Here is a 24001-nt window from a genome sequence, read left to right on the forward strand (position 1 = left end):
TAAAATCAAAAGTAATGAAAACTAAATTTGTCATAGCATTTTTTTTAACTATTAGTGCTATTGGATTTTCACAAAAGAAAGCACTAAATGCGGCTAAAAAAGCATTGAAATCTGGTGATCTAGAAGTTGCAAATGATGCATTAAAAGCTGCTGAAGGGCAATTAGAAGCTGCAGATGATAAGCAGAAAGCACAATATTATTTCTTAAAAGGACAGGTTTCTTCGGCATCATCCGATAAATCTTTAGATAAAATTGAGCAGGCTGCTAATGCTTATATGAAAGTATTGGAAATAGAAGAAGCTTCAGGTAGTAAAAAATATACTGGTCAAGCTAATACAGGTATACAGGCTTTGCGTCAGTCTTTAGTAGAACAAGCTGTAGCTGATCAAAAAGCTGGTAAAAATAAAGAAGCTGCTGATAAGTTGTATTTAGGATATAAAACAAAAAAAAGTGATACTTCTTATTTGTATTTTGCTGCTTCTAATGCAGTAAATGGGAAGGATTATGATACAGCTCTTAAGTATTATAATGAATTAATTGAAATTGGTTACAAAGGAGTTGAAGAACGTTTTACAGCTACTAATAAAGAGACAGGAGAAGTAGACCCATTTGATTCAAAAGAATTAAGAGATTTTTCTGTAAAAGCAGGAACGCATATCAAACCAGAAGTTTCTAAGACGAAATCAAGACAAGCTGAAATAACTAAAAATATAGCTCTTATTTATATTACTCAAGGTAAAGATGAAGAGGCTATTAAGGCAATGGAAGCTGCTAAGGCTCAAAACCCTAATGATCCTGCTTTAATGCAAGAAGAGGCTAATATGTTCTATAAATTAGGTAATTTAGAAAAATACCAGGAGTTAATGCAAGCGATAGTTGCAAACGATCCAGAGAATCCTAACTTATTATATAATTTAGGTGTAAGTGCATCGCGATTAGGAGATAATGAGCAGGCTATTACTTATTATAAGAAAGCTTTGGAGATCAAGCCTGATTATTCTTCTGCTCAAATAAATATTGCTGCTATTATCTTAAGTGGTGAGACAGCTCTTAATGAAGAAATGAATAGTCTTGGTGGATCTAATGCGGATTACAAAAGATTTGATGTTCTTAAAAAGCAAAAGCAAGATTTATATAGAGAAGCTGTTCCTTATTTAGAAGGAGCTCTACAATCAAAACCTGATAATGTAGAGGCTGTTCGTACGTTAATGCAGATTTTCTATCAATTAGATGATCCTAAAGCGGATGATATGAAAAATAAATTAAAAGCTTTAGAAGGTGGTAACTAGACTTCATTAAAGTATTTAAAATAACAATAAAAAAGCGGATCAAAATTTTGATCCGCTTTTTTATTGTTATAATAACCACATAGTAGTGTTTAACATGTTGTAATCAGTTTGTCTAATAATTGGATATTACTTTGTAAACGTTCTCTAACAATATTCATCATTCTTTTGTTTAAAGACGATGAATTTTCAATGTATATAAGATATTCATCTACCGTAAATTGTCCAATAATCATTCCTTTTAAGCTATTTCTAAATTTCATGTCTTTTTGAACGGCATTTTCAATAAACAACAATCGTTTTTCTATAGAGAGCTCATAAAAAGTATTTTTTCTTTTTTTGATATAATTTCTAAACACTTCAATTAATAATTCATTTTGTAATTTAATAATTGGTCTAATCGTTTTGTTTTGAAATTGCTCGTCATTCGACATGTTTTCAGAAACTCTTGCATTTAAAATTTGTGGGCGTATAGCCAATAAATTTGATTCTCTGTTTTCCATAATAAAGAGTGTTTACTAAAAATACAGAATTGTTCAATCGAAACTTAAGAACACTTATCTGAGTTTTAAACCAGTTATGAACATTTTTTTATGAACAAAAATAATGTTTAGGCTTTATCAAAAAAATAAGGCTTCCTAAATGGAAGCCTTATTTTTTGATGTTTACTTTTTAAGAAATTCTGTTTTTGATTTAATATCTATAGGTGCAATTTCATTTTTCTCTAGATATTTCACAAGTTTAGATATTCTTTTATCTTTTATTTTTTGATAATCTATAGAGGCTTTCTTTAATTTTTCATTCAGTACTTTTTTGTTATTTAATTGAGCACTGGATGGTTTTTCAAAGTTATTTGTGATCGCATTATATAGATTAGAAATTTTCTCTCTTAATTCTGGTTCTGCTTCCTGAACATAATTATCTCCAGTGGTAATAACCAAAGATTCTTTTAATTCGGTTAATTCTTTGATAACAGGTGTAGCGATTTTTGCAGATTTTTCTTCAATTGATTTAGCTTTTTTAACTGTTTGATCAATTTCATGAACTAAATAAGCCAAGTCTTCTATCATAACATAAAGTTCTTTAGAGGTTTTACGTTGTAATTCTCTTTCGACTTCAGTTACTTCAGAATTTTTATCTTGTTCTACTTCTATATTATGCTCATAGCTATTTTTACCTTTTGTAAGCACTACCTTGTATTTACCGGCAGCAACTCTTGGTGCAGCTCCTATTGAAAATGTTTTACCGGATGCAGATTTTGGAGATATACTTCTATAATTCCATCGAACAATGTTTATTCCTTTCGCCTTTCCTGGAGGTAAATCAGTAATTTTATTTCCATCTAAATCCTGAATTTCCATACTCATTTTTCCAAAAGTATGTCTCTTTTTTAGATAGTACATAATTTTCAGATTACTGCTTGGATTCTGTCCTACAAACTGGGTTTCAGTACTTCCTCCGCCAAATCCATTGTTTTCTTTTATAATTCCCGGTTTCGTGTTGAAGAAATGTACATTTTTAGCTAATACTTCTTGATTTATTTGACGTAAAGAAGAAATATCATCTAATATTATTACTCCTCTTCCATGGGTACCCAGAACAAGATCATTTGTTTTTTTATGAAGATCTATAAAATGTACTGCAGTTGCTGGCATATTATTAGTGAATCTAGCCCAGTTTTTACCACCATTAATAGTAACAAATAGCCCAAATTCTGTTCCTACGAACAATAAATCTTCTTGTTCATAGTCTTCTTGGATATTTCTGGCAAAACCTATAATGTCATCGGTTGCAATAGATTTCCAGTTTTTTCCATAATCAGATGTTTTATATACGTATGTGTTCATGTCCCCAGCAGTATGTCCATCAAAAACTGCGTATGCTGTTCCAGCATTATGGACGCTTGCTTCTATATGATATACCCAAGTATTGGCTGGTAGATTAGGAATGTTACTAACTGTATTCGTCCAGTTTTTTCCTCCATCTGTAGTCACTTGTACATTTCCATCATCAGTTCCAACCCAAATAACGTTCTCGTTAACTGGAGACTCTGCTATGGTAAAAATAGTAGTATGTGTTTCAGCTCCTGATTTGTCCTTAGAAAGACCCCCAGATTCTTTATCTTGTTTAGAAGGATCATTAGTTGTAAGGTCCGGAGAGATTTTTGTCCAGTTATTACCCATATCTTCAGATTTATGAAGATATTGACTACCCATATAAAAACGATCTGGTTTGTGAGGACTAATAGCCATTGGAGCATTCCAATTAAAACGTAGTTCTTCATCACCATCAGGTATTGGTTCTACATTTTTGGTAGTATTTTTTTCGGTATTTATTCTCCATACATTTTGAGCTCCTTGCATTTCGGAATATATAATTGGTTTTGTAGGGTGTTTTAATACTCTAAAACCATCTCCATAACCTATTCTTTTCCAGTCTCTTGCTTCGATTCCTCCAGGAGAAGAAGATGGGCCATACCAAGAACCGTTATCTTGTAGGCCACCATATATATTGTAAGGCTCTTCGTTGTCTAAACTAATTTGATAAAATTGTGATACAGGAATATTTTCTACTATTTCCATAGTTGCACCACCATCCCAACTTCTGTATACTCCACCATCTGTACCTGCATACATTCTATCACTATCATTGATATCAAAAAGAATGTCATGAATATCAGCGTGCATGTTTCCAAGATTTTTGAAGGTTTTTCCACCGTCTTTAGAAATAGCTCCAAGATATCCTCCTTTTACAATAGTTTCGGGGTTTTTTGGATCAACAACAAGACGAGAAAAGTAAAATGGTCTTACTACTAATTCAAAATCATTATTTAATTGCTTCCAATTTTTACCAGCATCGTCAGATCTATATAATCCTTTACTTTTATCATCTTCACTTTCAATTGCTGCATATAATATTTTTGTATTAGATGGAGCTACTGCAATACCAATTCTTCCTAAATTTCCTTTAGGAAAACCAGAATGAATTTTATTCCAGTTTTTTCCTCCATCTATAGATTTATATAGCGCACTATTGGCACCTCCAGAATTAAAAGACCATCCAGTTCTTCTAAATTCCCACATAGAGGCATAAAGAGTATTCGGATCGTTAGGGTCCATTAAAAGATCAGAAATACCTGTCGATGTATTTGTGTATAGTATTTTATTCCATGTTTCGCCGCCATCAGTAGTTTTGTACACTCCGCGTTCATCACTGTCACCCCATAAAGCTCCTAACACTCCAACATAGACTTCTTTAGAATTTTTTGGGTTTATCACAATGCTACTGATACGTTCAGATTTTTCAAAACCAATTTTTTTCCAAGTGTCACCTCCGTTAGTGGTTTTATAAAGACCATCTCCAATAGAAACACTATTTCTTGTCCATATTTCTCCAGTTCCAACCCATATTGTTTTATCTGGATCATTAGGGTCAACAGCTACAGCTCCAATGGATTGAGCATGTTCGTCAAAAATAGGATTAAATGTTACCCCTCCATTTGTTGTTCTCCATACTCCACCACCGGCTGTTCCGGCATAAATTACTCTATCATTGGTAGGGTGAGCCTCTAGGTCAATTATTCTTCCACTCATTAAAGCAGGACCAATATGACGTGCTTTAATGTCACCAAAAAGCTCTTTTCCGCTTAATGATATTTCTTGTGCTTGCATGCTTATGTTTATAAAGAATAAGCAGCATAAGATTTTAATGTATTGTTGCATAATAGTTGTTTGTGTGATTAAAAAAAGCCTCAAACTTAGATGAGGCTTTTTTTATAAAAGTGTGTTTTTTATTTCTCTGCAGGAAAAGCAAATAAAGTAGCTTCTATTTCTGGATTCAATACAATTTCTTTAATTTCTATAGGCTGTGGGCCTTGAGACATAGAGAAAGGAAAATAAAGACCATCTACTTCTTGATAATCACTCATAGTAACTGTGGTTTTATTTGCTCCTTGTGTTGTTTCTACCATAATAGGAACATAGTTTTCAGTTTCGAAGTAGTAGTAGCTAATACTTGGAGATTCTACTCCATTTAACGATACAGGTTCTGTAGTTAACTGCACTTTGAAAGTTTCAGTACCTTCTTTTGTTTCCTTTCCTAAATACTCTACAGTATATCCTTTTTCTTTATAATCTATAAAAGGATTAGGGAAATCATTCGTTGATAATTTCATGTTATCTGTAGTTTCTTTGTCACTTTTTTCTGCTTTCATAGTCATGAAATTAGTAGACCACATTGTTTCACCATCAAAAGCAAACTGAGTAATTGTTTTACCTTGTAATTCAATAACTACGGCTTGTTCACCTTTATTCCCAGAATAGATGGTTACAGGTATTACCATTCCTCCCTGATTAACTTGTGCTACCATTTTAGTACCAGTAAGTTTTTTCCAGTTTTCTTTACCTCCTGTGTTTTCTAAATATGTATCGATAATTTCATCAGCAGTTTGCGCTTGTGTAGGAGCAATAATTCCTATAATTAATGCTACAATTAATGATTTCAAAGTATTCATTGTTAAATTTTTTATTATTGTTACTGCATAGTTAGTCATTCGAATCTTATTTTTGTTACACTATTTACAGTAAACTTTTTAAATAAATATTATGAAATTTGGTAAAGTAGAACATCCAGAAAGTATAAATTTTATCTTACCAGAGGATCATCGGGATACTTTAAAAGTTTTACAGCGAGAAAGTAGTACTAGTTTTTCAGTATATGTTGGTTGTGCTAAGTGGAATAAACAAGATTTAAAAGGTTTTTATCCTAGAGGTACAAAAGATGAGTTACAGTACTATTCTAGACAATTCAATTGTATCGAATTAAATGCTACTTTTTATCGAATCTTTTCTGAAGATCAATTCAAGAAGTGGTATGATAAAACTCCTGAAGGGTTTAAGTTTTTTCCAAAACTTGTACAAAATATATCACATCTTAAAAGACTCAATGAAGATGTCCAGCCTTATGTCGATCAATATGTGGCAAATGCGATTCATTTAAAAGAAAAACTAGGAACGATCTTTTTGCAAATGCACAGTAATTTTGCTCCTAAGTATTTTGAAAGAGTTGTGCGTTTTGTAGAAAAATGGCCAAAGGAATTATCATTAGCTATAGAGTTTAGGCATACAGATTGGTTTAATGATGAGGTTGTTGCCAGCGAATTGTATGATTTGTTAGAGAGTTCTAACGTGTCGAATATAATTACAGACTCCGCAGGAAGGAGAGATTTATTACATATGAGACTTACTAATAAGGAAGCGTTTATTAGATATGTGGGAGCAAATCATGAAACAGATTATACAAGGTTAGAGGAATGGGTGTCTAGATTAAAAACTTGGAAAGATCAAGGAGTTGAAGATATTCATTTTTTTGTTCACCAAAATATAGAAAAAGAATCTCCATTACTTTCTAAATTCTTTATAGAACTAATAAATAATAGATTAAATACAAATCTTAATTTACCGAACCATTCTTCTGATGGAGCTACATTATTCTAGTTGTAAAAGGTTGTGTTACGGTTTTAACTTTCTTGTTGTAGTCTAAATCATTCGAAAATAATGTTAAATGCATAAAAATATTTGCACTTAATCTTATTTATGTGTATTTTGCCGATGTTTATAAGTAATACTATTCAAAAATACGTCACTTATTTTTTGTGTTAGAGTAAATTTGAACCTGTATTAATAAGCCAAAAAATATACATATGACTAAACTATTACGCCCCGCTTCATTATTTGTTTTTGTATTGTTTTCTTTTATTATTCAGGCACAGGAGGATGTTTTAAAAGAAACTATAGGCCAGTTTAGTGGCAGTATAACTACTTTTGATTTTTCAATTCATCAAAAAAATATAATCGAACAGAGTGAGAAGGTTTTTTCTTACGAAAACTGTAATCATGATCACTTGACTCATAATGATCATAATGAATTCCATACTGAAAGTATTTCTCTTATGGACATCATAACACCAGACGAAGGCGCAGATGTTAATTGTTCTGGTGGTTTTTGTATGCACGAATCACATTTTCATAAAAAGGGATTAACGCTAAGAAGACAATTATTCGATTACTTCATGAAAATATCTTGCTAATTTTTATTTAATTTATCTATCGATTGTTTTAGTTGGGCAATGAATTTATTCATCTATTTTTGCACTATAAAAAAATAGAGGATGAAATTTTCAGAATTAGGTGTTCCTAAGGACCTAAATAAAGGTCTTAAAGAAATGGGAATAACAATACCTACAAAAATTCAAGAGCAATCAATACCTGTGCTTATCAATAATAAAGTAGATTTTATTGGTAAAGCTCAGACCGGAACTGGTAAAACAGCCGCCTTTGGTATTCCTTTGTTAACTACTATAGATTCCCAAAAAAAAGAAGTTCAAGCATTAATCTTGGCACCTACACGAGAATTAGGTCAACAAATTGCAAAACAACTCTTTAAGTTTACAAAATATACAGATAAGATTTTTACAGAATCTGTATATGGTGGAGAAAAAATAGAAATTCAATTATCAAGATTAAAAAGACCAACTCATATTGTTGTTGCAACTCCAGGTAGATTAATTGATTTAATTGAAAGGAAGGCTGTTGATATCTCCAAAATTAAAACGATTGTATTAGACGAGGCTGATGAAATGTTGAGTATGGGATTCAAAAAGGATCTTACTACTATACTAAGTAAGACTAAAGGATATAGAAATGTATGGCTTTTTTCTGCTACAATTCCGTCAGCGTTAAATGAAATAATTAATTCTTATGTTGATAAGAATGCTGTAAGAGTATCAGTCGATAAAAATGATGCTGTTAATAAGGGGATCGATCATCATTTTGTAGTCGGTGAAGAAGTAAATAAATTAGATACGCTTACTTATTTTCTTAAATCTCAAAAAAACCAAAGAGGAATAATTTTTACTAAGACAAAAGCAGCTGCTCGTAAGTTATCTAAACAATTGAATGCAAAAAATTATGAAGTTGGCTTATTAGAAGGTGATATGATTCAAAAAGATAGAGATAAAGTAATGCGAGCATTTAAGAAAGCTACTTTAGAGTTATTGGTATCTACTGATGTAGCTGCGAGAGGAATTGACGTGGCAGATTTAGCATTTGTAGTACATTATCAGTTGCCAGATCAAATAGAATATTATACACATAGAAGTGGTAGAACGGCTAGAGCCGGAAAAACTGGATTATCATTAGCACTTATAGTAAAACAAGAGTTAAAAGTGATTAGAGACCTAGAAAAAAATCTGGGTATTAGATTTTCTCAGATCCGTTAATTTTTTTAAATATCATACCTGAAAACAGGGGGTTTCTTTTACCCAAATACTAGGTAGATATATTTGATATTTAATTATATTTTTGGTTAAGCTAAAGTATTTATTGTTTTTTTAGGGAAAAATCACTCGAATTGATTGAAAATCCATTTTTATTTTCAGCAATTTGATAATTTTTTGCTAATTATTGGGTTATTTATTTACTTTACGAAAAACCAACTTCATGCAAATACTAGATTATACATTATCATCAAAGGTTGATAATGCCATTCATATAGCACAATCAATTGCAAAAGAGTACCATAATGATGAGTACAATGCTGCACATTTGTTGAAAGCTCTTTTACACAAAGATGTAGGATTAAAAGATTTTTTTAATCAGATTGATGGTGATATATATTATTATGAAGAATGGTCAGAAGTAAGAATAGAGGCTTTACCAAGAGTTGTTAATATTCCAGATGCTGTTCAAGGAGATAAATCCATAGAAGCAGTATTCAATGAAGCGGATACATTAAAACTTAAGTTAGGTAAGGATGAAATAACTCCGCATGCAGTTTTAATTGCATTATGCACTCCAGGTGTTGGATTCTCTTACGAACAATTAAAGACACTGCCACTTAAAGCTGATGAGATTTTAATAGCAGCAACCCAAGGAAAGACTGGAGGTGAAAAAGCGGTTTCTACTAATGGTGGATCTACAAATTCACAAGTACAAAAAGGAGATTCTGGGATATTAGACGAATATTGCTTTGATAAAACTTTTGCTGCAAAAAATAAACAATTAGATGATGTTTTTGGAAGAGATGCTGAGGTAAAGATGATTACCGAGATCTTAGGAAGACATTCTAAACCAAATGTATTGATAACAGGTGAACCTGGTGTTGGAAAAACGGTGCTTTTGGATGGTTTTTCAGAGGCTGTTGTGAATGGGAATGTGCCTGATGGTTTGCAAGATGCTCAAATTTATGAGTTAGATTTTATTAACCTTGTTTCTGGAGCAAGTTATAAAAGTGAAGTAGAGGATCGTTTTAAAAAGATTTTAGTCGCATTAAAAGAATATGATAAACCTATCTTATTAATTGATGAGATTAATAATTTGACAGATAAAAATAGTGGGAACCAAGGGTTGGTAAACATTTTAAAATCTGAATTAGCAAAAGGAGAAGTTACGTTCATAGTTACTGCTACAAATGACGCCTTTAGAAAACATATCGAAACCGACGAAGGACTTACTAGGAGGTTTGAGGTTGTTGCGCTAGACGAACCTTCAGAAGAAGATGCACTAACCATGATTTCTAATACTATTAATAAGTATAAAGAACACCATAGTTTAGATATTATAGATGAAACGATTGCAGAGGCTATTAGGCTTTCAAAACGTTTTAATAAAGATAGAAGTCTACCCGATGCTGCAATAGATCTTATAGATAGAACAATGTCGGCTTCTAGATATATGATCGAGACAACAGCAAATAATGTAGAGTCTTTACTAAAAGATGTAAAAGATATAGGAGAGAAGAAATCCGAAGAAGCCGATAAAGTAAATGCAGTAAGTTGGATCTACAATAATCTAAAAAGTAAGTTTAGTTATCTTTTATTCAATGAACTAGGAGAGGATGAAATGGTTCTTGGAGAAGAAACATTTGATAATTATAAAACAAAAATTGTTTCCATTTTGGATCAATTTTTTAAGAAAGCTTCAGAAGAGAAAACCTTTATAGATAAAAATGATGTTTCTGCCACGATTGCAAATAAAACCGGAATTCCAGTAGGAAAACTTCAGGCTGATGAGAAAGAAAGATTGCTTAATATGGAAGATCACCTAAAGAAAAGAGTGATTGGACAAGACCATGCAATCAAAACAATTTCTGAAGCGGTACTGGAATCGAGATCGGGCTTAAGTAAACCAGGACTGCCAACAGGCTCTTTTTTCTTTACAGGTCCTACGGGTACAGGTAAAACAGAATTAGCAAAATCTCTTGCTGAGTTTCTTTTTCAGACTGAAGATGCTATTATTAGGTTTGATATGTCTGAATTTAAAGAAGAACACTCTGCCGCACTATTATATGGAGCTCCTCCAGGATATGTAGGATATGAAGAAGGAGGGTTGTTAGTAAATAAAATAAGACAAAAACCATATTCTATTGTACTTTTTGATGAAATAGAAAAAGCACATCCATCAGTTTTTGACATTTTTCTTCAAATTTTGGATGAAGGAAAGTTGAATGATCGATTAGGAAAGACTGGAGATTTTTCTAATGCTGTTATTTTATTTACTTCTAATATTGGGAGTGAGCACGTTGTAAAATCATTTACAGATGGAGAAATTCCTAAATCATCAGATCTATTAGAATTGATGTCTAGACATTTTAGACCAGAGTTTTTAGGAAGGTTAACAGAGATTGTTCCTTTTGCACCGATTACAAAAGAGAATGTAGTAAAGATTTTTAATATTCAATTAAAGGATTTACACAAAGCCCTTAATAAGCAAGAAGTAACATTAGAGCTTACAGAGGCTGCACAAGAATATTTAGCTTATAAGGGATTTACCCCCAAATATGGGGCGAGACCTTTAAGAGGAGTTATTAGAACTGATTTAAGAGGTCCTTTGTCTAAAATGCTGATTACAGGTAAGATAGGTAAAGGGAGTAAAGTCAGTCTTGATATAAAAGATGAAAAAATGGAATGGTCATACGAATAAAGAACCATATCCTGCAATAAAATTAGTATATTTATAATTCACAATCATTATTTAGAGAAAATATGAGCAATAACACATATGGATTAGGAGGAACAGAGGTAAAAACCGATGCTAGTGAAGCTATATTGGAAATCGGACAAAATAAAACACTTCTTGTTCAGAAATTAACTCAAGATCAGCCTATTAAGCCGCAGATTGTAAACGGTTTGACATCTATTGATCATGTATTTGAAAATTATAAGCCTGAGGTAGAGGTAGAGTTTGAAGATGCGGATGGAGTAGAAAGCAAAGAAACTTTGAAATTTAGCCATTTAGGTAATTTCGGAAAAAAAGGGATTATAGATCAGAGTAAATTTTTAAATGATTTAGATACTGAAAAGGATCAGTATTTGAAAGTGGTGAAACAACTTAAATCCAATAAGATCTTAAAAACTGCTTTAGCAGATCCAGATGCAAAACAAGCGTTGATAAGATCAATCGAATCATTATTAGCAGAATTACAGCAAGGTTAAAAGATAAAGACACATAAATCACATGGCAGCAGGAAAACAAGCTCAAGAGAGTGTTAAAATAGAAAATCCAGCAAAGGAATTAAAAATAAACGAAGAAAAGTTAGCTAGATATGGCGGTTTTGATCTTTTAGAAGCGTGTATCGATGATGTTCAGAATATGAACCCCGATCGTAAGGCACGTAAAAAGATTTTTCTTACAGAATCAACTAAAAAACTAGAAAGAGCTAAGCTTCAAAAAACATTAGAAATTTGGAGAGATGTTTTATCATCATCAGATGATATCTCTGAAATGGTTGAAGAATCAGAAAAACGTTCTGAAATTGCTGGAAAATCTTTGGAAAAAAACTTAGGCGCAGCATTAGAGCAGACTAGAGAACTAGAACAATCATATAGATCTGTGGCTTTATTCTTTAAGAATACAGAATCTCAAAAAGTTAAGAATATTAATATCATGAATGCCGAATTGGAGCAGTTAAAAGATCTAGATAACACTAGATTTATTGATGCGATCCAAGAGGAATTAGTTCAAGGGTATGATCGTCTTGATTTAAGAGATAATTATGGGATTTTAGTGATACCAGGTTATTTAGGATCTAATAAAGTGGTAGAAAAATGGGCAAAGATTGCTCATGAGAATAAGGTAATGATGATTACTGATTTCGAACATCTTGATGAACCAGATGATGTTATGGAAATGTTTGAAGCAGCTAATCTTACCGGTGGAGATAAGTATAGGTCTAATGTTATGATGGCTTGTAATTGGTTAGTAGGAAGAGGAAAGCATGATGAAGTAGGAGAAGAAGATGATCTTTTTGTACCACCATCTAGTGCATTAGCAGGACAGGTATATAGAACATTGATGTCTCAGGTTGCTGCGGGTAAGAAACATGGTGGGATTAATGAGGTAGATGGTGTTCGATTTGACCTAAAGAAAAGTGAGATTGCTCAGTTAGAGAAATTAGGATTAGTTCCTATGGTTAATGAATATGGAAAAGTAATGGCATTTTCTGCTAAAACGTTGTTTAATGGCGATAACTTAGGGTTACAAACATATTCCGTAGTTAGGGTATTTGATTATGTAACCAAAGTACTAATGGATTTCTTAAACAGGAGAGCATTTGAAAACTTTAATGCAAGAACGCGTAAGGAGTTGATGGGACAGATCGTTAAATTCTTAGATGGAATTACAGGTCCAGATCAATTAATTGAAGATTTTTCGATTAAGCGTTTCGAACAAGATCCGAATCAAAAGGATAGAGTATATCTAGATATACATATGAAACCTTATTTTCCAGCTAAAAACTTTATGATAAAAATGGATGGACAGAAAGGTGATGATGGTACTGATTGGGATTCAGATTATGAGCAACAATAGTTATAGACTATAATTAAATAAGAAAAGAGCGCTAATTATTTTTTAGCGCTCTTTTTTTATTTAATTTTTGATTTCACTTTAGAAATAGCAGATAAAAGTTTATCGAAGTTAACTGGCTTAGAAAAGTATTTATCAAAGCCTATTTTGATAAATTTTTGAGCATCACCAGGCATAGCGTATGCAGTTACCGCATATATAGGAATATTCTTAAGTACATCTAGCTTTTTAAAACGTTTTAATAGTTCGCATCCATCCATTTGGTTTAGACCAAGGTTTATATCTACTAGAATTAGATCAAGGGTAGATTCTTTAACCATTTTTAAAGCTATTGGACCATTTTCTGCAATAATTACATTGGATGAGTTTTTAGATAACATCCGATTCATAACCATAGCATTAATTTTATTGTCTTCTACGTAAAGTATATTCATATATTTTTTGGGATTGTAATAATGAATTTTGTTCCCTGATTCAATTTACTTATTACTTTTATTTTTCCTCCAAGGATTTCAATATATCTTTTTGATAAACTTAAACCAATTCCGGTTCCTTCGTACTTTCTGCTTAGACCAATACTTTCCTGTATAAAAGGATCGAATATCTTTTTCAAACTATCTTTTCCTATGCCAATTCCAGAATCCTTTATTGTAATTTTTATTTTTTCTTCTTCTCCTTGTACTTTAACCAATACCTTTCCTTTATCTGTATATTTAATAGAGTTATGAATGATGTTGTTTATAGCAGTTCGAAAAATATCTTCATCTATCGAAGCGGATGGACAGTTTTCATCAAGTTTTAAAACGTAATTTAGATTTTTAGAGTTGGCAAAATGTCGATATTCTCTATAAGAAGTCTCTATGGTGTAATTCATATCAACTTCTTTATAGTTTAGATTTTTCTGAATTGTTTCTATTTCACTAAAATGGGATAAATTATTTATCGTAGCAAGAAGCCTTTCTTTGCTTTCATCAAGATATGCACTCAATTTTTTTCGCTCTTCAGGGTTTTCTTCACCTGATAATAAGATATTGCTTATTGTAACAATTCCATTAAGTGGTGTTCTTATTTCGTGACTAAAATTAGATAGAATGTTAGATTTTAGATTACTTAACTCCTGTTCTTTTATATGAGCTTCTTTTCTAGCAATTTCTGCCGTTTTTTGCTCCGTTATATCATGAAAACTAACTAAGATAGAATTTACTTTATTTTCTTCATCTTTAATAGGAGTGTATTTGGATTCTAACCATTGAGACGCCCCTTTATATGTTGTTCTTTCTATTTCTTTTTTTACAGTATTGCCTTTTAAAGCTTCATTAAATTCGTGAAAAAATGTTGTTTTAAAATTTACAGGCATTACTTCTATAAAAAGAGTAGGTTCTTTTGTAGGATCTACGTTAAAATCTCTTTTTATAATTTTTAGAGAATCTTCATCAGCCATTAGGATTTCTCCAGAAGTATTTAATAAAACGGTATAAGCAAAACCGTTATTTATCATAGCCAATAATCTACGATGGTTTTCTGCTATAGTATGTTCATTCAATTTTCGTTGATGAACATCTATAAGATTACCAATCATTCTGGTAGTTTTATTGTCTTTATCCTTTTTACGATACCCGTGAATTTCGTAATACCTATAATCTCCTTCTTTGTTTCTTATTCTATAATGATTAAAATAATGATTCCCAGGCTTTTTTAGACCTTGAATATGTCTTGTGATAGAATCTTCTAAATCATCAGGATGAACTAATTCTTGGAGTAATGCGGGAGATATAAAATCTTTATCTAATGGTAAACCAAGCATTTTTTTGAAATCCGTACTATAGTATGTAGCATTAATATCAAAATGATGATCAAATAAACCAGAGCGTATACCTTTTAATGCTAGACGTTTAGTCTCTTCGTTATATTTTAATTTTTCTAGATAATTCTGTCGTTCTGTTATATCTGCAAAACTTCCATTGATAAAAACTACCTTGTCATTGTGAATAATTGGTTCTCCTAAGACTCTAATCCATTTTTCTGTACCTTTTTCTGTAATTATTTTTTCTGTGTAATCTGTCGGCTTTTTGTTGATTAGATCTTCAAGAAACTTCCAAATTTTAGGTCTTGATTCTGGGCGATAATAACTTATTGCTTTTTCCATTGTTATTGGTGTCCCAGGTTCTAAGTCATGTAAATTGTAGCATTCTTTTGAAAAAAACATTTCTTCACTAATTGGATTGTAATACCATGCACCAGTTTTGGTTAGTTTGGATAATGAAATAAGCGAATAATGTTCTTTGTTTTCTTCTGTAATATCAATTCCAGAGGCATAAATAAGATCTTCATACAAGATGAAATCAAATTTTAATGTCAATATCCCACTGCTAGAGTTAGGAGAAAATCGAAATGTATAGTTTTGTGGTGATTTAAGATTACAGCATTTTGATATGATTTCTTCAAACTTACTTTCTTCTTCATCTATAATAAAATCTCTAATAGACGTCCCTATTATCTGATCATTAGGTAGTTGGAATAATAATTCACTACGCTTATTGGCATAATGTACTTTTCCTTCTTTATCTATAATAATAAGATAAAGCATTGTTTTTTCTGTCAAAGTAACGAACTCTTGTCCCGTAAATGCCATAAATAATGTAGGTGATTAGCTTTTTAAAGTTACAAAAATGATTTATATAACGAAACGTTAAACCTTTTTATATCCAATTATCGTGTCTTTTAGATTTTTAAAAAAAGTATTTTTATAAATTATTTGTACATATTGATGTATGAGAAATAATTATTTTGGTCTTTTTATAAATCTGTAAATCAGGGTAATAACACCAAATAAAATAAGGATGTATAGTCCATACGATTGCCAAAAAGAGCCGCTTTTAGTAGTAAGTAGGAGCGGAGTTTCTTTGTTATATAATATTTGAATTTTATCCCCTTCATTATCTAAAGGACCTATAAACGGAATGTGCATTAATTTTACTGTACTGGTCAAGCTATCTCCCTCTAAAGTTTTATAAGCGACTTTTGCAGTTGCAGAGGATCTACGAGATTTAATTTTAAAATTAATTTCTTTAATGATTGCTTCTGTTTCAATATATTCTGTAGTATCATCTTGAGCAAAAAGTGAAAAAGAAAAGCAAATAAAAAGAATATGTATGTAATAGATTTTAAAATTTTTCATTGTTGGTTAATTAGAATTTTAAATATACTATTTCAAGATAAGATTAGGAAATAAAATAAGGTGCTATCGTTAAGATTTGTTTTTACAATTGTTTTATTACTTTTTATAATATAGGTATTAAGTGATCGAGGTATGAAAAAGGCGTATAGCAAACACTAATACTAAAATTTATGTAAGAATAAAGCTACTTAATATGATGTATTTATTATTTTTTGTGTATTTTGATGGAGTAATAAGTATTTTATCTATATTCAAAATAGAATTTATGAAAAAAATAATTATCATTAGCTGTTTAGTTACGATAGTATGTAACTATCATGGTTTTTCTCAACAAAAGGCATTAGATAGTATATTACCAACAATAGTAACGCAGAAAGATTCTGTGGTTTTCGATGTTGCCATGAAACATTTTGAAAAAATATGGAGACAGAAACAATTTGAAACAGCCTTATCCTATGAAGATAAACTTCTTTCTATCTCTAATAATATACAATATGATAGAGGAATTGGAGATGTATATCAGCATATAGGTAATATATATAACTTTACGCAAAAGCATATAAAAGCCTTTTATAACTACGATAAAGCCGAGGCTTATTTTAAAAAAGCAAATCATCAAAGAGGTCTTGCCATAATCAATAATAATAAATCAACGATAGAACAAGGGAGAGGTAACTCTGAAAAAGCCATACATTACATATTGGAAGCAAATTTATATTTTGAACGAGTTCATGATAGTTTGGTTTTATCCAGTACCTATAACAATTTGGCTAATATTTACTCTAATATCGATAACTACAAATTAGCTGAAGAATATTATAAAAAATCTATTGATTTAAAGAAAAAATTTAATCCTAAAAAGACCAGTTCATCATTAAATAATTTAGCGCTTCTGTATACCGAGCAAGGAAAGAATGAGGAGGCAAAAAAATTAATTCAGGAATCGTTAGAGATTAGTAAGAAAAATGATAATACTTTGGATAGATCGATGGTTTATAATAGATTGGCTTCATTGTTTTTGATAGATAAAGAGTATGCTATATCAAAGAAGTACTATGATTCTTCATATGATAATGCAATAAAAGCTCAAAATAATAGAGTAGCGGCTAATGTAAAGCAGCAACAGGGATTAATTGCTATTAGAGTTAAAAAATACAAAGAAGCTGAAAAACTTTTAAAAGAAGCCAGAGAAGAACTGTCAAAATTGGAATCTCCACCTTTACTTTTAACTAATTATCGATATTCGGCAATTTTAGATTCTGCAAGAAATAACTTTGCTTCTGCTTTTGCTTGGCAAACAAAATATCAGAAGATAGCAGATCAAAGTTCAGTGAATGAAACTACCAAAAAAGTATCAAAGGCAGAAATTCGTTATAAGTCGGAATTAGAGCAACTTAAACTCCTTGAAGCTCAGAAAAAAAGAGAATTACAGACAAAAGAAGAATTAGTAAGATATAGGATTTTTACTTTTATCAGTTTAGGAGTTTCCATATTGATTGGTGTTTTTTTAGTATTTGTAATAAAAACACGGAAGGAAAGAAAAAGGTATATTAAAGAATTGAATACTTCTAATGAGGTGAAGAACAAACTTTTTTCTATTATTTCTCACGACCTTAAAAATGAGATACACGGACTTGATTCAATGCTAAATTTATTAGAAGAAGATGCAATTTCTAAAGAACAATTTCAAGAAGTAGTCCCTTTATTGGCTAATAAAACGCATCAAACATCTACTATGTTGAATAACTTATTGAACTGGTCTAAATCGCAACTAAAAGAATTAAATGCCAGACCAACTACCTTTAGTGTTCAAGAAGTCATTGAGAGCAAGTTTGAGTTTTTTGAACCAAAAGCAGCTAGTAAAAAAATAAAACTGAATAATCACTTAGATGCTAGCATTGTCTATGCAGATAAAGATATGTTTTCTATTGTATCGCAGAATTTGTTGGCAAATGCTATTAAATTTTGTAAACCGGGAGATTCTATTACATTACGATCTGAGGAAAAAGATGAACATTTAGAAATTAGTTTTCAGGATACAGGTATAGGTATTCCTGAAGAAAATTTAAACAGATTATTTTCTGAAGATACATTTACAACAGAGGGAACTGCAAAAGAAAAAGGAACTGGTCTTGGACTACGAATTTGTAAAGAACTAATAGAACTTAATAAAGGTGTTATTGGGGTAAAAAGTATTCTAGGTCAAGGTAGTACCTTTAGTGTTTTATTACCCAAAGCATCCTAATTAAGAATCGCTAATATTATTATGTTTACTATCAATTAGATACAGATCTTTTTATTGGTTAATTATGTTGATTATAGAATTTGGATTTTTTACCTAAGATATTTTAATCAAGGCTATATTATTCTTTTTTTGCTCTCCAAAATTTAATTATTTTTTTGATCTGAATATCACCTTTTGGAATGTAGGGTGGATATCTATTATCATCGGTACTATCTTTTTCTTCTTTATTACCAAAGATATCTATTAAAGTAGGATTACTTTGATCTCCATATTCAAATTTAGTCGTTTCATTTTCAGGAGGTATGAAGTTCTTATTTTTATCTTTTACATCCCAGTTGCCCTCTTTACCAAGCCAAAACAGAGAATGGGAATCAATAATTTGAGGTTGAAGAAGTCTAGAATCATAATTTATATTTAAATATTCATTTGGGTTATCACCAATATGATTAAAGATCTCTATGCAATGACCTATGCTTAGTTTAGATAATACTCTTGCAAATCCATATTCATTATTACCTAAATAAATACTTAAAATATCACCGTTTTTTAGTTTTATTTTTTTTTGCTTTGGCATATTTTGTTTCTGAATATTTATCTCAAAAAAACTATTAATCTTGTATAATTTTTATGTTGTTGCCTTTAGCTGTAGCTGAAAATATTTTTTTTCAATTTTCTTGTAGGTTATCATGTCTTAAACTACCAACTAGCTTCCATTTTTTTTATGATTTCTGGTTTTGATTTTTCAGTATCTAACGAGTTTTCTTTAAACCATTGTATAGCAGTACTTTTATCAGTAACAAGAAGATGCATTGCAGAAACCCGTACTTGGCGTCTTATTTTTTTAAACTTATGGTAATCATTAAGCCATTCATGTTTGTTGTTAATTTCTTTTAAAATACTTTCTAGTGTTGGAAACTTGTTGAATAAGTTAAAACCACCATCTTTAATATTTTCAATAATTTCATTTGCAACACTTTCTACTTGATCCGAATTACTAATAGGGATTGAAATAAAATTGTTATCTGTATCTTTAAAGTGACCGATAGATCCGGTAATTATAGGATACGAATTTAGAAAATCCTGAATTATCTTTTTGTCTAAAGAATTCACTTCCTTATAATAAATACCCGATGTGACACCTATATATGTTTGATCTGTATGCGGAGCTCTTCCTTTTCTGGAGGAAAAAGAAATCACTTCTTCTCTTTTATGAAGTTTTTCTTTCTTAATAAAATCGTTTTTACCTCTTTTTGTATATCCTTTATCCATTAAAAAAAGGCCTACTTTATCTTTTACGGCTTCTAAAAGTTCATTCATGCTTAATTACATCTTATTACTGTTACTTTATCGATTCCATCTACTCCGGCTACTTTTGCTTTATTGCCAGTTGGAACTATATTGTGATTCCCGCTATTAACTTTTCCGTCAAAAGTTTTTTGAGCTTTTCCATATGATGCCGTTTGCGAATTTTTGACTTCAACACCAATTATTTCTCCAGTATCTACATCTTGAACTACGATATCATATCTTCTGCGCTGTCCTGTATCTTGATCTTTGAAAGATATTTCTTCTCCAAGAACATCATATTTTGGATCAGATTCAAAATCTTTTACAACATCAGCAGCTGCATCACTACCAGGTACAGAATCTCCAGGATTCTTTGGTAAAAATTTTCCTTGAGCATCTCTACCTTGCTCAGCCAAACCAAAAATATCAATCCAAGAATTAGTGTCTCTTACGTATGAATAATGATTTTTATTACCTCCTTTCAGACCCATCGGATCTTGACTTAAATACACTCCTTCATCAGCCGAATAATATCTAAATCGATTATAATATAAACCTGTTTCGATATCTTCATACTGACCTGGATATCTAAACGGACAATCATTCAATGAACCTTTTACAAGTTTACGTACTTTTCCATAAATATCATACTCTACTTGCCAGGTTTTTTCTCCTTTGCTATTATACATCTCAACAGGAGTACCTAGGTAATCCGTTATGATAGAGTAGGAGTCTTCTGATGTTATCTTAGCAGCAGGTTTAAAAGTGCCTTCATCAAATACCCAAGTAATTAAATTTTCAATAGGTTCTGGTTTACTTTCTTTAAGCATACCATATTCATCTACTACTAATTCGGGTCTTTGATTGAGATCATATTTCCATTCATGGAGAGGTACGTTGCCGTCCCACACAAACCTTGTTATTTGCTTATTGGCCTTAGACAGGCTCAGGCTGACATCCTTTATCTTAGCGGTACGACGACCAAGTGCGTCGTATTCAAATTCAGTAGTGCTATTTTTTGGATCAGTAACTGATCGTAGCATTCCGTTGCCGTACCAAGAATATTCAAATGTGCCAGTGGCACTGATTTTGGTAATAAGATTTCCTTCGGCATCGTACTTAAATTTATTTCCATTGGCTTCCAGTAATTGTCCTCCAGTTCCATATTTTCGATCTCCTTTACTCTCAGTTCTGTATAAATTACCTACTTCGTCTGGTAGTTTATAGTCAAACTGTTTGTTTTCATATCGTGCTCCTGCCAAATTATTGAACTCATCATAGCTATAGGCTACAGTTCCATTGGTTAATTGATCTACCATTTTGGTGAGTCGATCATTTACGTTCCAGGTATAGGTACGATGACGCATTTCTTTATTGGCAGAGGTTACTTTGTGTTGTATTGGTCTGCCCGCTTGATCATATTCGATATGATTAATGACACCACCAGGAAGCATTCTTTCTACTTCCATCCCTAGGCTATTGTGTGCAAATTGTGCATTCCAAGCTTTAGTTGATTCTTCAGTTTGAGATAGATTGCTAGCATTTATTTTTTCTACCAATCCAAGTTTATTTCTTGTCAACGCAATATTGGCTCCAAGACTACTTGTAATGTTAGTTCGATTGCTTAAAGAGTCGTATTCACTTTCTACCAGGTGTCCGTCTTGATTTTCAGCAATTATGCGTCCTGAAGTATCTCGTATGAGTTGCACACGACTATTTTCATTTACAGCTTCAATCAGATTACCGTTAAGATCATAACTATAGGTTTCCCATGTACCATCGCTGTATTCTGCTCTTGTAATTCTACCGTTAAAATCATATTCGTACTCCGTGTATTTATCATCGGGTCTATTTACTTTTAATACTTTTCCTGCTCGGTCCCGATCATATTTTCGGGTAAGTCCATCAAAACCAATTTCTCTAATAATTTCCCCTTTTTCATTTCTAGAAAAACGATAATATTCATTGTGCTCATTGGTAATGGTATTCAGTTGTTCTTCTGTATCATATTTAAAGTAAACTTTTCTACTATTTTCTTCTCGCATTTTGAGGCTTCCCATCGGAGTGTAGTCAAAATTAACTTCTCGTTTCTTTTGATCTATGGTCTGGATTATCTCATCATAGGCATTATACTTTAATTTAATAAGATTATTATCTGCTTGTCGTATTTGATAAATACGGTCTAATTCATCATAAAAGAATTGTTGTTGATGGTCTTCAGAATTTTTGGTATGTAGACATCTTCCCCAAGGGTCATATTCCCAAGTAGATTCAGCATTATTAGGTAGTGTTAATTTATTTAGGTTATGATCTTCATCATAATTTAGAAAAGTCCTATTCCCTGCATTATCTCTTACTTCCTGAATTAACCCTTGGTTATTGTATTCAAAAGAGGTAACGCCTCCATCTAATCCAATTACAGCGTGTAGACGGTCATTTTCAAAAGTTTTTACTACAGATCCTCCAGCTGGGTCTTTAGTAAGAACCAATCTATCTTTTTCGTCGTAAACAAATCCAATAACGGAACCATCAGGTTGATGTAAACCAATTAAATTTCCTCTATCATCATAACTATATCCAGTAATATTTCCTTCTTCATCAATATCGCGATACGGTTCCATATATGGCGTATATTCATGGAAAATATGATCTCCCATTGGATCGGTAACTTGTGTACAAAGATTTTGATTGTTAAAGTAATAGATACTCTCTTGATCTAGTGAATTGATAACTACATTATACCCTTTGTTATATTCAATTGTTCCTGATAATATGCCTCCATCTCCCCAGGTTCTAATACATTTAGCACCAGTTGTTTTTCCGTCATATTCCCAATAGAATGCCTGGCCATTACGATCAGTTTTCTTTATCATTAGGTGATTTTCATATTCCATCACCGTTTTTTGATCTAATGCGTCAATAATTTCAATTAAATCTCCTTCTTCATTATAAGAATATTTTACTAGCGTTCTGGTTTCTCCCTGATGCGTAGCGGAAACTTTAGTTATTTTGTTTTCTTCATTTAGATCTAAATCAATTCTTCTACCAGCAGTATCGATGATTTGTTCTAATTTATAAACAGCGTTATAAATGAATTGAATTTCAAAACCTTCAGGATTTTTTAAACTTGTCGGTTTGTATAATGTATCCGTATATTTCTTAAATGTATATGTTTGTTGTGATTCATTGTCAATAACTTCATAGGTGCTACCATCAATAAAGGTAAGTGTTAGTTTTTCCGTTCTGTTATAAGAAGTTTCATTTTCTGTAAGCAACATTGGGAAAGAAGTTATTCTTCCATCTGGTAATCGCATTACGATGGAATCCTCATCATAATCAACGTGTAATGAGAGATCATAATTGCAATGCATTCCATGTCCCATCATCCCTTCATATCCAGAATCTGAATACCAATTTCGTTCCCAACGAATAGGTATTGGTCCAGCTATGCTAAAATCTTCTCCTTCATATACCATACGACCTGTAATTAGGTCAACCGGTTCGAATCCCATTTTACACATTTTTTTACTAAGACCTTGTGTGGCAGGAAATTTCTTTAATACTTTATGATTTAATTTGGTCAATCCTTTTCCAGCTCCTTTCATAAGAGCACCAAAACCGTATGACATCACTAAAGCCATTAGCATTCCCATCAAATCTGGAGCATATGGTCCTCCAACATTAACAGGTTTTCCCATTGGTAAAGGAACACTCATTGAAGATGGTAGATACAAACTAGGAATTGGTTTCATCTTTTTTCCAGGAGTCAATGACAACGGCATCCCGATGTCATTACATGTCATTGTCATATATCCCGCAGGAGTAAAATAGGCATCTTCTGCGCTTACTTTTGTGCTTCCAAAAAAGTTCATAGAATCGTGACCAATCATCGGAGCCATTGCAAACGGACCTCCCATAGGTATATGAACTACTGTTCCGATCATTCCTGCTGTTCCACTATTTCCTTTGGGAACACAGTTTACATTTACGGTAGATCCAATAATAGGAACATAATCCATAGGATCAATAACCATACCTATGTATGGATGAGGAATTGGTATAGGAACTCCAGGCGGAACGATTATGATATGTATATCAATTCCGATGACAGGAGTAAAGTGTTTACTTGCTAATAACATAT

Annotated in this window: 17 protein-coding genes; 8 read left to right on the top strand and 9 right to left on the bottom strand. The window is 31.7% G+C overall.

Annotation, left to right across the window (positions count from 1 at the left end):
* Positions 1–14: 14 nt before the first annotated feature.
* Entirely contained in the window at positions 15–1289 is a 1275-nt protein-coding gene (locus tag NMK29_RS06005) for a tetratricopeptide repeat protein (protein WP_108803179.1), read from the top strand.
* 89 nt (positions 1290–1378) lie between these two features.
* Here the strand turns inward: NMK29_RS06005 and NMK29_RS06010 are convergent, their stop codons facing one another.
* The 3 genes from NMK29_RS06010 to NMK29_RS06020 form a co-directional block, all read right to left on the bottom strand.
* Positions 1379–1789: a glyoxalase gene (locus NMK29_RS06010; protein WP_108803029.1), complete on the bottom strand. Its 411-nt coding sequence runs from the start codon at positions 1787–1789 to the stop codon at positions 1379–1381.
* 162 nt (positions 1790–1951) lie between these two features.
* On the bottom strand, positions 1952–4957 hold the full coding sequence (locus tag NMK29_RS06015; RefSeq protein WP_234424245.1) for a hypothetical protein: 3006 nt from the start codon (positions 4955–4957) through the stop codon (positions 1952–1954).
* A gap of 119 nt (positions 4958–5076) precedes the next feature.
* The gene (locus NMK29_RS06020; RefSeq protein WP_108803180.1) at positions 5077–5799 is read right to left on the bottom strand and encodes an outer membrane lipoprotein-sorting protein; all 723 of its coding nucleotides are present in this window, start codon (positions 5797–5799) and stop codon (positions 5077–5079) included.
* A gap of 91 nt (positions 5800–5890) precedes the next feature.
* Here NMK29_RS06020 and NMK29_RS06025 point away from each other — a divergent pair, with 91 nt between their 5' ends.
* The 6 genes from NMK29_RS06025 (at position 5891) to NMK29_RS06050 (ending at position 13153) form a co-directional block, all read left to right on the top strand.
* Entirely contained in the window at positions 5891–6781 is an 891-nt protein-coding gene (locus tag NMK29_RS06025; protein ID WP_108803031.1) for a DUF72 domain-containing protein, read from the top strand.
* Positions 6782–6987: 206 nt separating this feature from the next.
* Positions 6988–7374: a hypothetical protein gene (locus NMK29_RS06030; RefSeq protein WP_108803032.1), complete on the top strand. Its 387-nt coding sequence runs from the start codon at positions 6988–6990 to the stop codon at positions 7372–7374.
* An 81-nt stretch (positions 7375–7455) separates the two neighbouring features.
* A complete protein-coding gene (locus NMK29_RS06035) occupies positions 7456–8565 on the top strand; it encodes a DEAD/DEAH box helicase (protein WP_108803033.1) in 1110 nt (369 codons plus the stop codon).
* Positions 8566–8785: 220 nt separating this feature from the next.
* Positions 8786–11266, top strand: coding sequence for an ATP-dependent Clp protease ATP-binding subunit (locus tag NMK29_RS06040; protein ID WP_234424246.1), 2481 nt, complete (start codon positions 8786–8788; stop codon positions 11264–11266).
* A gap of 62 nt (positions 11267–11328) precedes the next feature.
* Positions 11329–11778 carry a hypothetical protein gene (locus tag NMK29_RS06045; protein ID WP_027392913.1) on the top strand — a complete coding sequence of 150 codons (450 nt, stop codon included), beginning with the start codon at positions 11329–11331 and terminating at the stop codon, positions 11776–11778.
* A 22-nt stretch (positions 11779–11800) separates the two neighbouring features.
* The gene (locus NMK29_RS06050) at positions 11801–13153 is read left to right on the top strand and encodes a DUF5458 family protein (protein WP_027392912.1); all 1353 of its coding nucleotides are present in this window, start codon (positions 11801–11803) and stop codon (positions 13151–13153) included.
* Positions 13154–13209: 56 nt separating this feature from the next.
* Here the strand turns inward: NMK29_RS06050 and NMK29_RS06055 are convergent, their stop codons facing one another.
* The 3 genes from NMK29_RS06055 to NMK29_RS06065 all read right to left on the bottom strand — a co-directional run bounded on the left by NMK29_RS06055 (position 13210) and on the right by NMK29_RS06065 (position 16328).
* Positions 13210–13584: a response regulator gene (locus NMK29_RS06055; RefSeq protein WP_108803034.1), complete on the bottom strand. Its 375-nt coding sequence runs from the start codon at positions 13582–13584 to the stop codon at positions 13210–13212.
* Positions 13581–15782 (bottom strand): PAS domain S-box protein, encoded by a 2202-nt coding sequence (locus NMK29_RS06060; RefSeq protein ID WP_108803035.1) that lies wholly within the window; start codon positions 15780–15782, stop codon positions 13581–13583. Before NMK29_RS06060 ends, NMK29_RS06055 begins: the two co-directional genes overlap by 4 nt.
* A 150-nt stretch (positions 15783–15932) precedes the next feature.
* On the bottom strand, positions 15933–16328 hold the full coding sequence (locus NMK29_RS06065; protein WP_108803036.1) for a hypothetical protein: 396 nt from the start codon (positions 16326–16328) through the stop codon (positions 15933–15935).
* Between the two features lie 265 nt (positions 16329–16593).
* Between NMK29_RS06065 and NMK29_RS06070 the strand changes: the two genes are divergently transcribed.
* On the top strand, positions 16594–18573 hold the full coding sequence (locus NMK29_RS06070; protein ID WP_159092185.1) for a tetratricopeptide repeat-containing sensor histidine kinase: 1980 nt from the start codon (positions 16594–16596) through the stop codon (positions 18571–18573).
* A 118-nt stretch (positions 18574–18691) separates the two neighbouring features.
* On the opposite strand, the gene NMK29_RS06075 is transcribed toward NMK29_RS06070, so the two are convergent.
* The 3 genes from NMK29_RS06075 to NMK29_RS06085 form a co-directional block, all read right to left on the bottom strand.
* Positions 18692–19147: an Imm26 family immunity protein gene (locus NMK29_RS06075; RefSeq protein ID WP_108803038.1), complete on the bottom strand. Its 456-nt coding sequence runs from the start codon at positions 19145–19147 to the stop codon at positions 18692–18694.
* Positions 19148–19269: 122 nt separating this feature from the next.
* Complete coding sequence (locus tag NMK29_RS06080; protein WP_108803039.1) at positions 19270–19890, bottom strand: hypothetical protein; 621 nt, start codon at positions 19888–19890, stop codon at positions 19270–19272.
* 2 nt (positions 19891–19892) lie between these two features.
* The gene (locus tag NMK29_RS06085; protein ID WP_108803040.1) at positions 19893–23999 is read right to left on the bottom strand and encodes a DUF6531 domain-containing protein; all 4107 of its coding nucleotides are present in this window, start codon (positions 23997–23999) and stop codon (positions 19893–19895) included.
* Positions 24000–24001 lie beyond the last annotated feature (2 nt).

This window comes from Aquimarina sp. Aq107, from assembly GCF_943733665.1.
In the GTDB taxonomy this organism is placed as follows: domain Bacteria; phylum Bacteroidota; class Bacteroidia; order Flavobacteriales; family Flavobacteriaceae; genus Aquimarina.

What these genes read in the sequence shown, in the direction of transcription:
- NMK29_RS06015 (WP_234424245.1), bottom strand. Translation starts at nt 4,957, where the DNA reads ATGCAAGCACAAGAAATATCATTAAGCGGAAAAGAGCTTTTTGGTGAC.
- NMK29_RS06020 (WP_108803180.1), bottom strand. Translation starts at nt 5,799, where the DNA reads ATGAATACTTTGAAATCATTAATTGTAGCATTAATTATAGGAATTATT.
- NMK29_RS06080 (WP_108803039.1), bottom strand. Translation starts at nt 19,890, where the DNA reads ATGAATGAACTTTTAGAAGCCGTAAAAGATAAAGTAGGCCTTTTTTTA.
- NMK29_RS06060 (WP_108803035.1), bottom strand. Translation starts at nt 15,782, where the DNA reads ATGGCATTTACGGGACAAGAGTTCGTTACTTTGACAGAAAAAACAATG.
- NMK29_RS06075 (WP_108803038.1), bottom strand. Translation starts at nt 19,147, where the DNA reads ATGCCAAAGCAAAAAAAAATAAAACTAAAAAACGGTGATATTTTAAGT.
- NMK29_RS06005 (WP_108803179.1), top strand. Translation starts at nt 15, where the DNA reads ATGAAAACTAAATTTGTCATAGCATTTTTTTTAACTATTAGTGCTATT.
- NMK29_RS06070 (WP_159092185.1), top strand. Translation starts at nt 16,594, where the DNA reads ATGAAAAAAATAATTATCATTAGCTGTTTAGTTACGATAGTATGTAAC.
- NMK29_RS06050 (WP_027392912.1), top strand. Translation starts at nt 11,801, where the DNA reads ATGGCAGCAGGAAAACAAGCTCAAGAGAGTGTTAAAATAGAAAATCCA.
- NMK29_RS06085 (WP_108803040.1), bottom strand. Translation starts at nt 23,999, where the DNA reads ATGTTATTAGCAAGTAAACACTTTACTCCTGTCATCGGAATTGATATA.
- NMK29_RS06045 (WP_027392913.1), top strand. Translation starts at nt 11,329, where the DNA reads ATGAGCAATAACACATATGGATTAGGAGGAACAGAGGTAAAAACCGAT.
- NMK29_RS06035 (WP_108803033.1), top strand. Translation starts at nt 7,456, where the DNA reads ATGAAATTTTCAGAATTAGGTGTTCCTAAGGACCTAAATAAAGGTCTT.
- NMK29_RS06030 (WP_108803032.1), top strand. Translation starts at nt 6,988, where the DNA reads ATGACTAAACTATTACGCCCCGCTTCATTATTTGTTTTTGTATTGTTT.
- NMK29_RS06010 (WP_108803029.1), bottom strand. Translation starts at nt 1,789, where the DNA reads ATGGAAAACAGAGAATCAAATTTATTGGCTATACGCCCACAAATTTTA.
- NMK29_RS06055 (WP_108803034.1), bottom strand. Translation starts at nt 13,584, where the DNA reads ATGAATATACTTTACGTAGAAGACAATAAAATTAATGCTATGGTTATG.
- NMK29_RS06040 (WP_234424246.1), top strand. Translation starts at nt 8,786, where the DNA reads ATGCAAATACTAGATTATACATTATCATCAAAGGTTGATAATGCCATT.
- NMK29_RS06065 (WP_108803036.1), bottom strand. Translation starts at nt 16,328, where the DNA reads ATGAAAAATTTTAAAATCTATTACATACATATTCTTTTTATTTGCTTT.
- NMK29_RS06025 (WP_108803031.1), top strand. Translation starts at nt 5,891, where the DNA reads ATGAAATTTGGTAAAGTAGAACATCCAGAAAGTATAAATTTTATCTTA.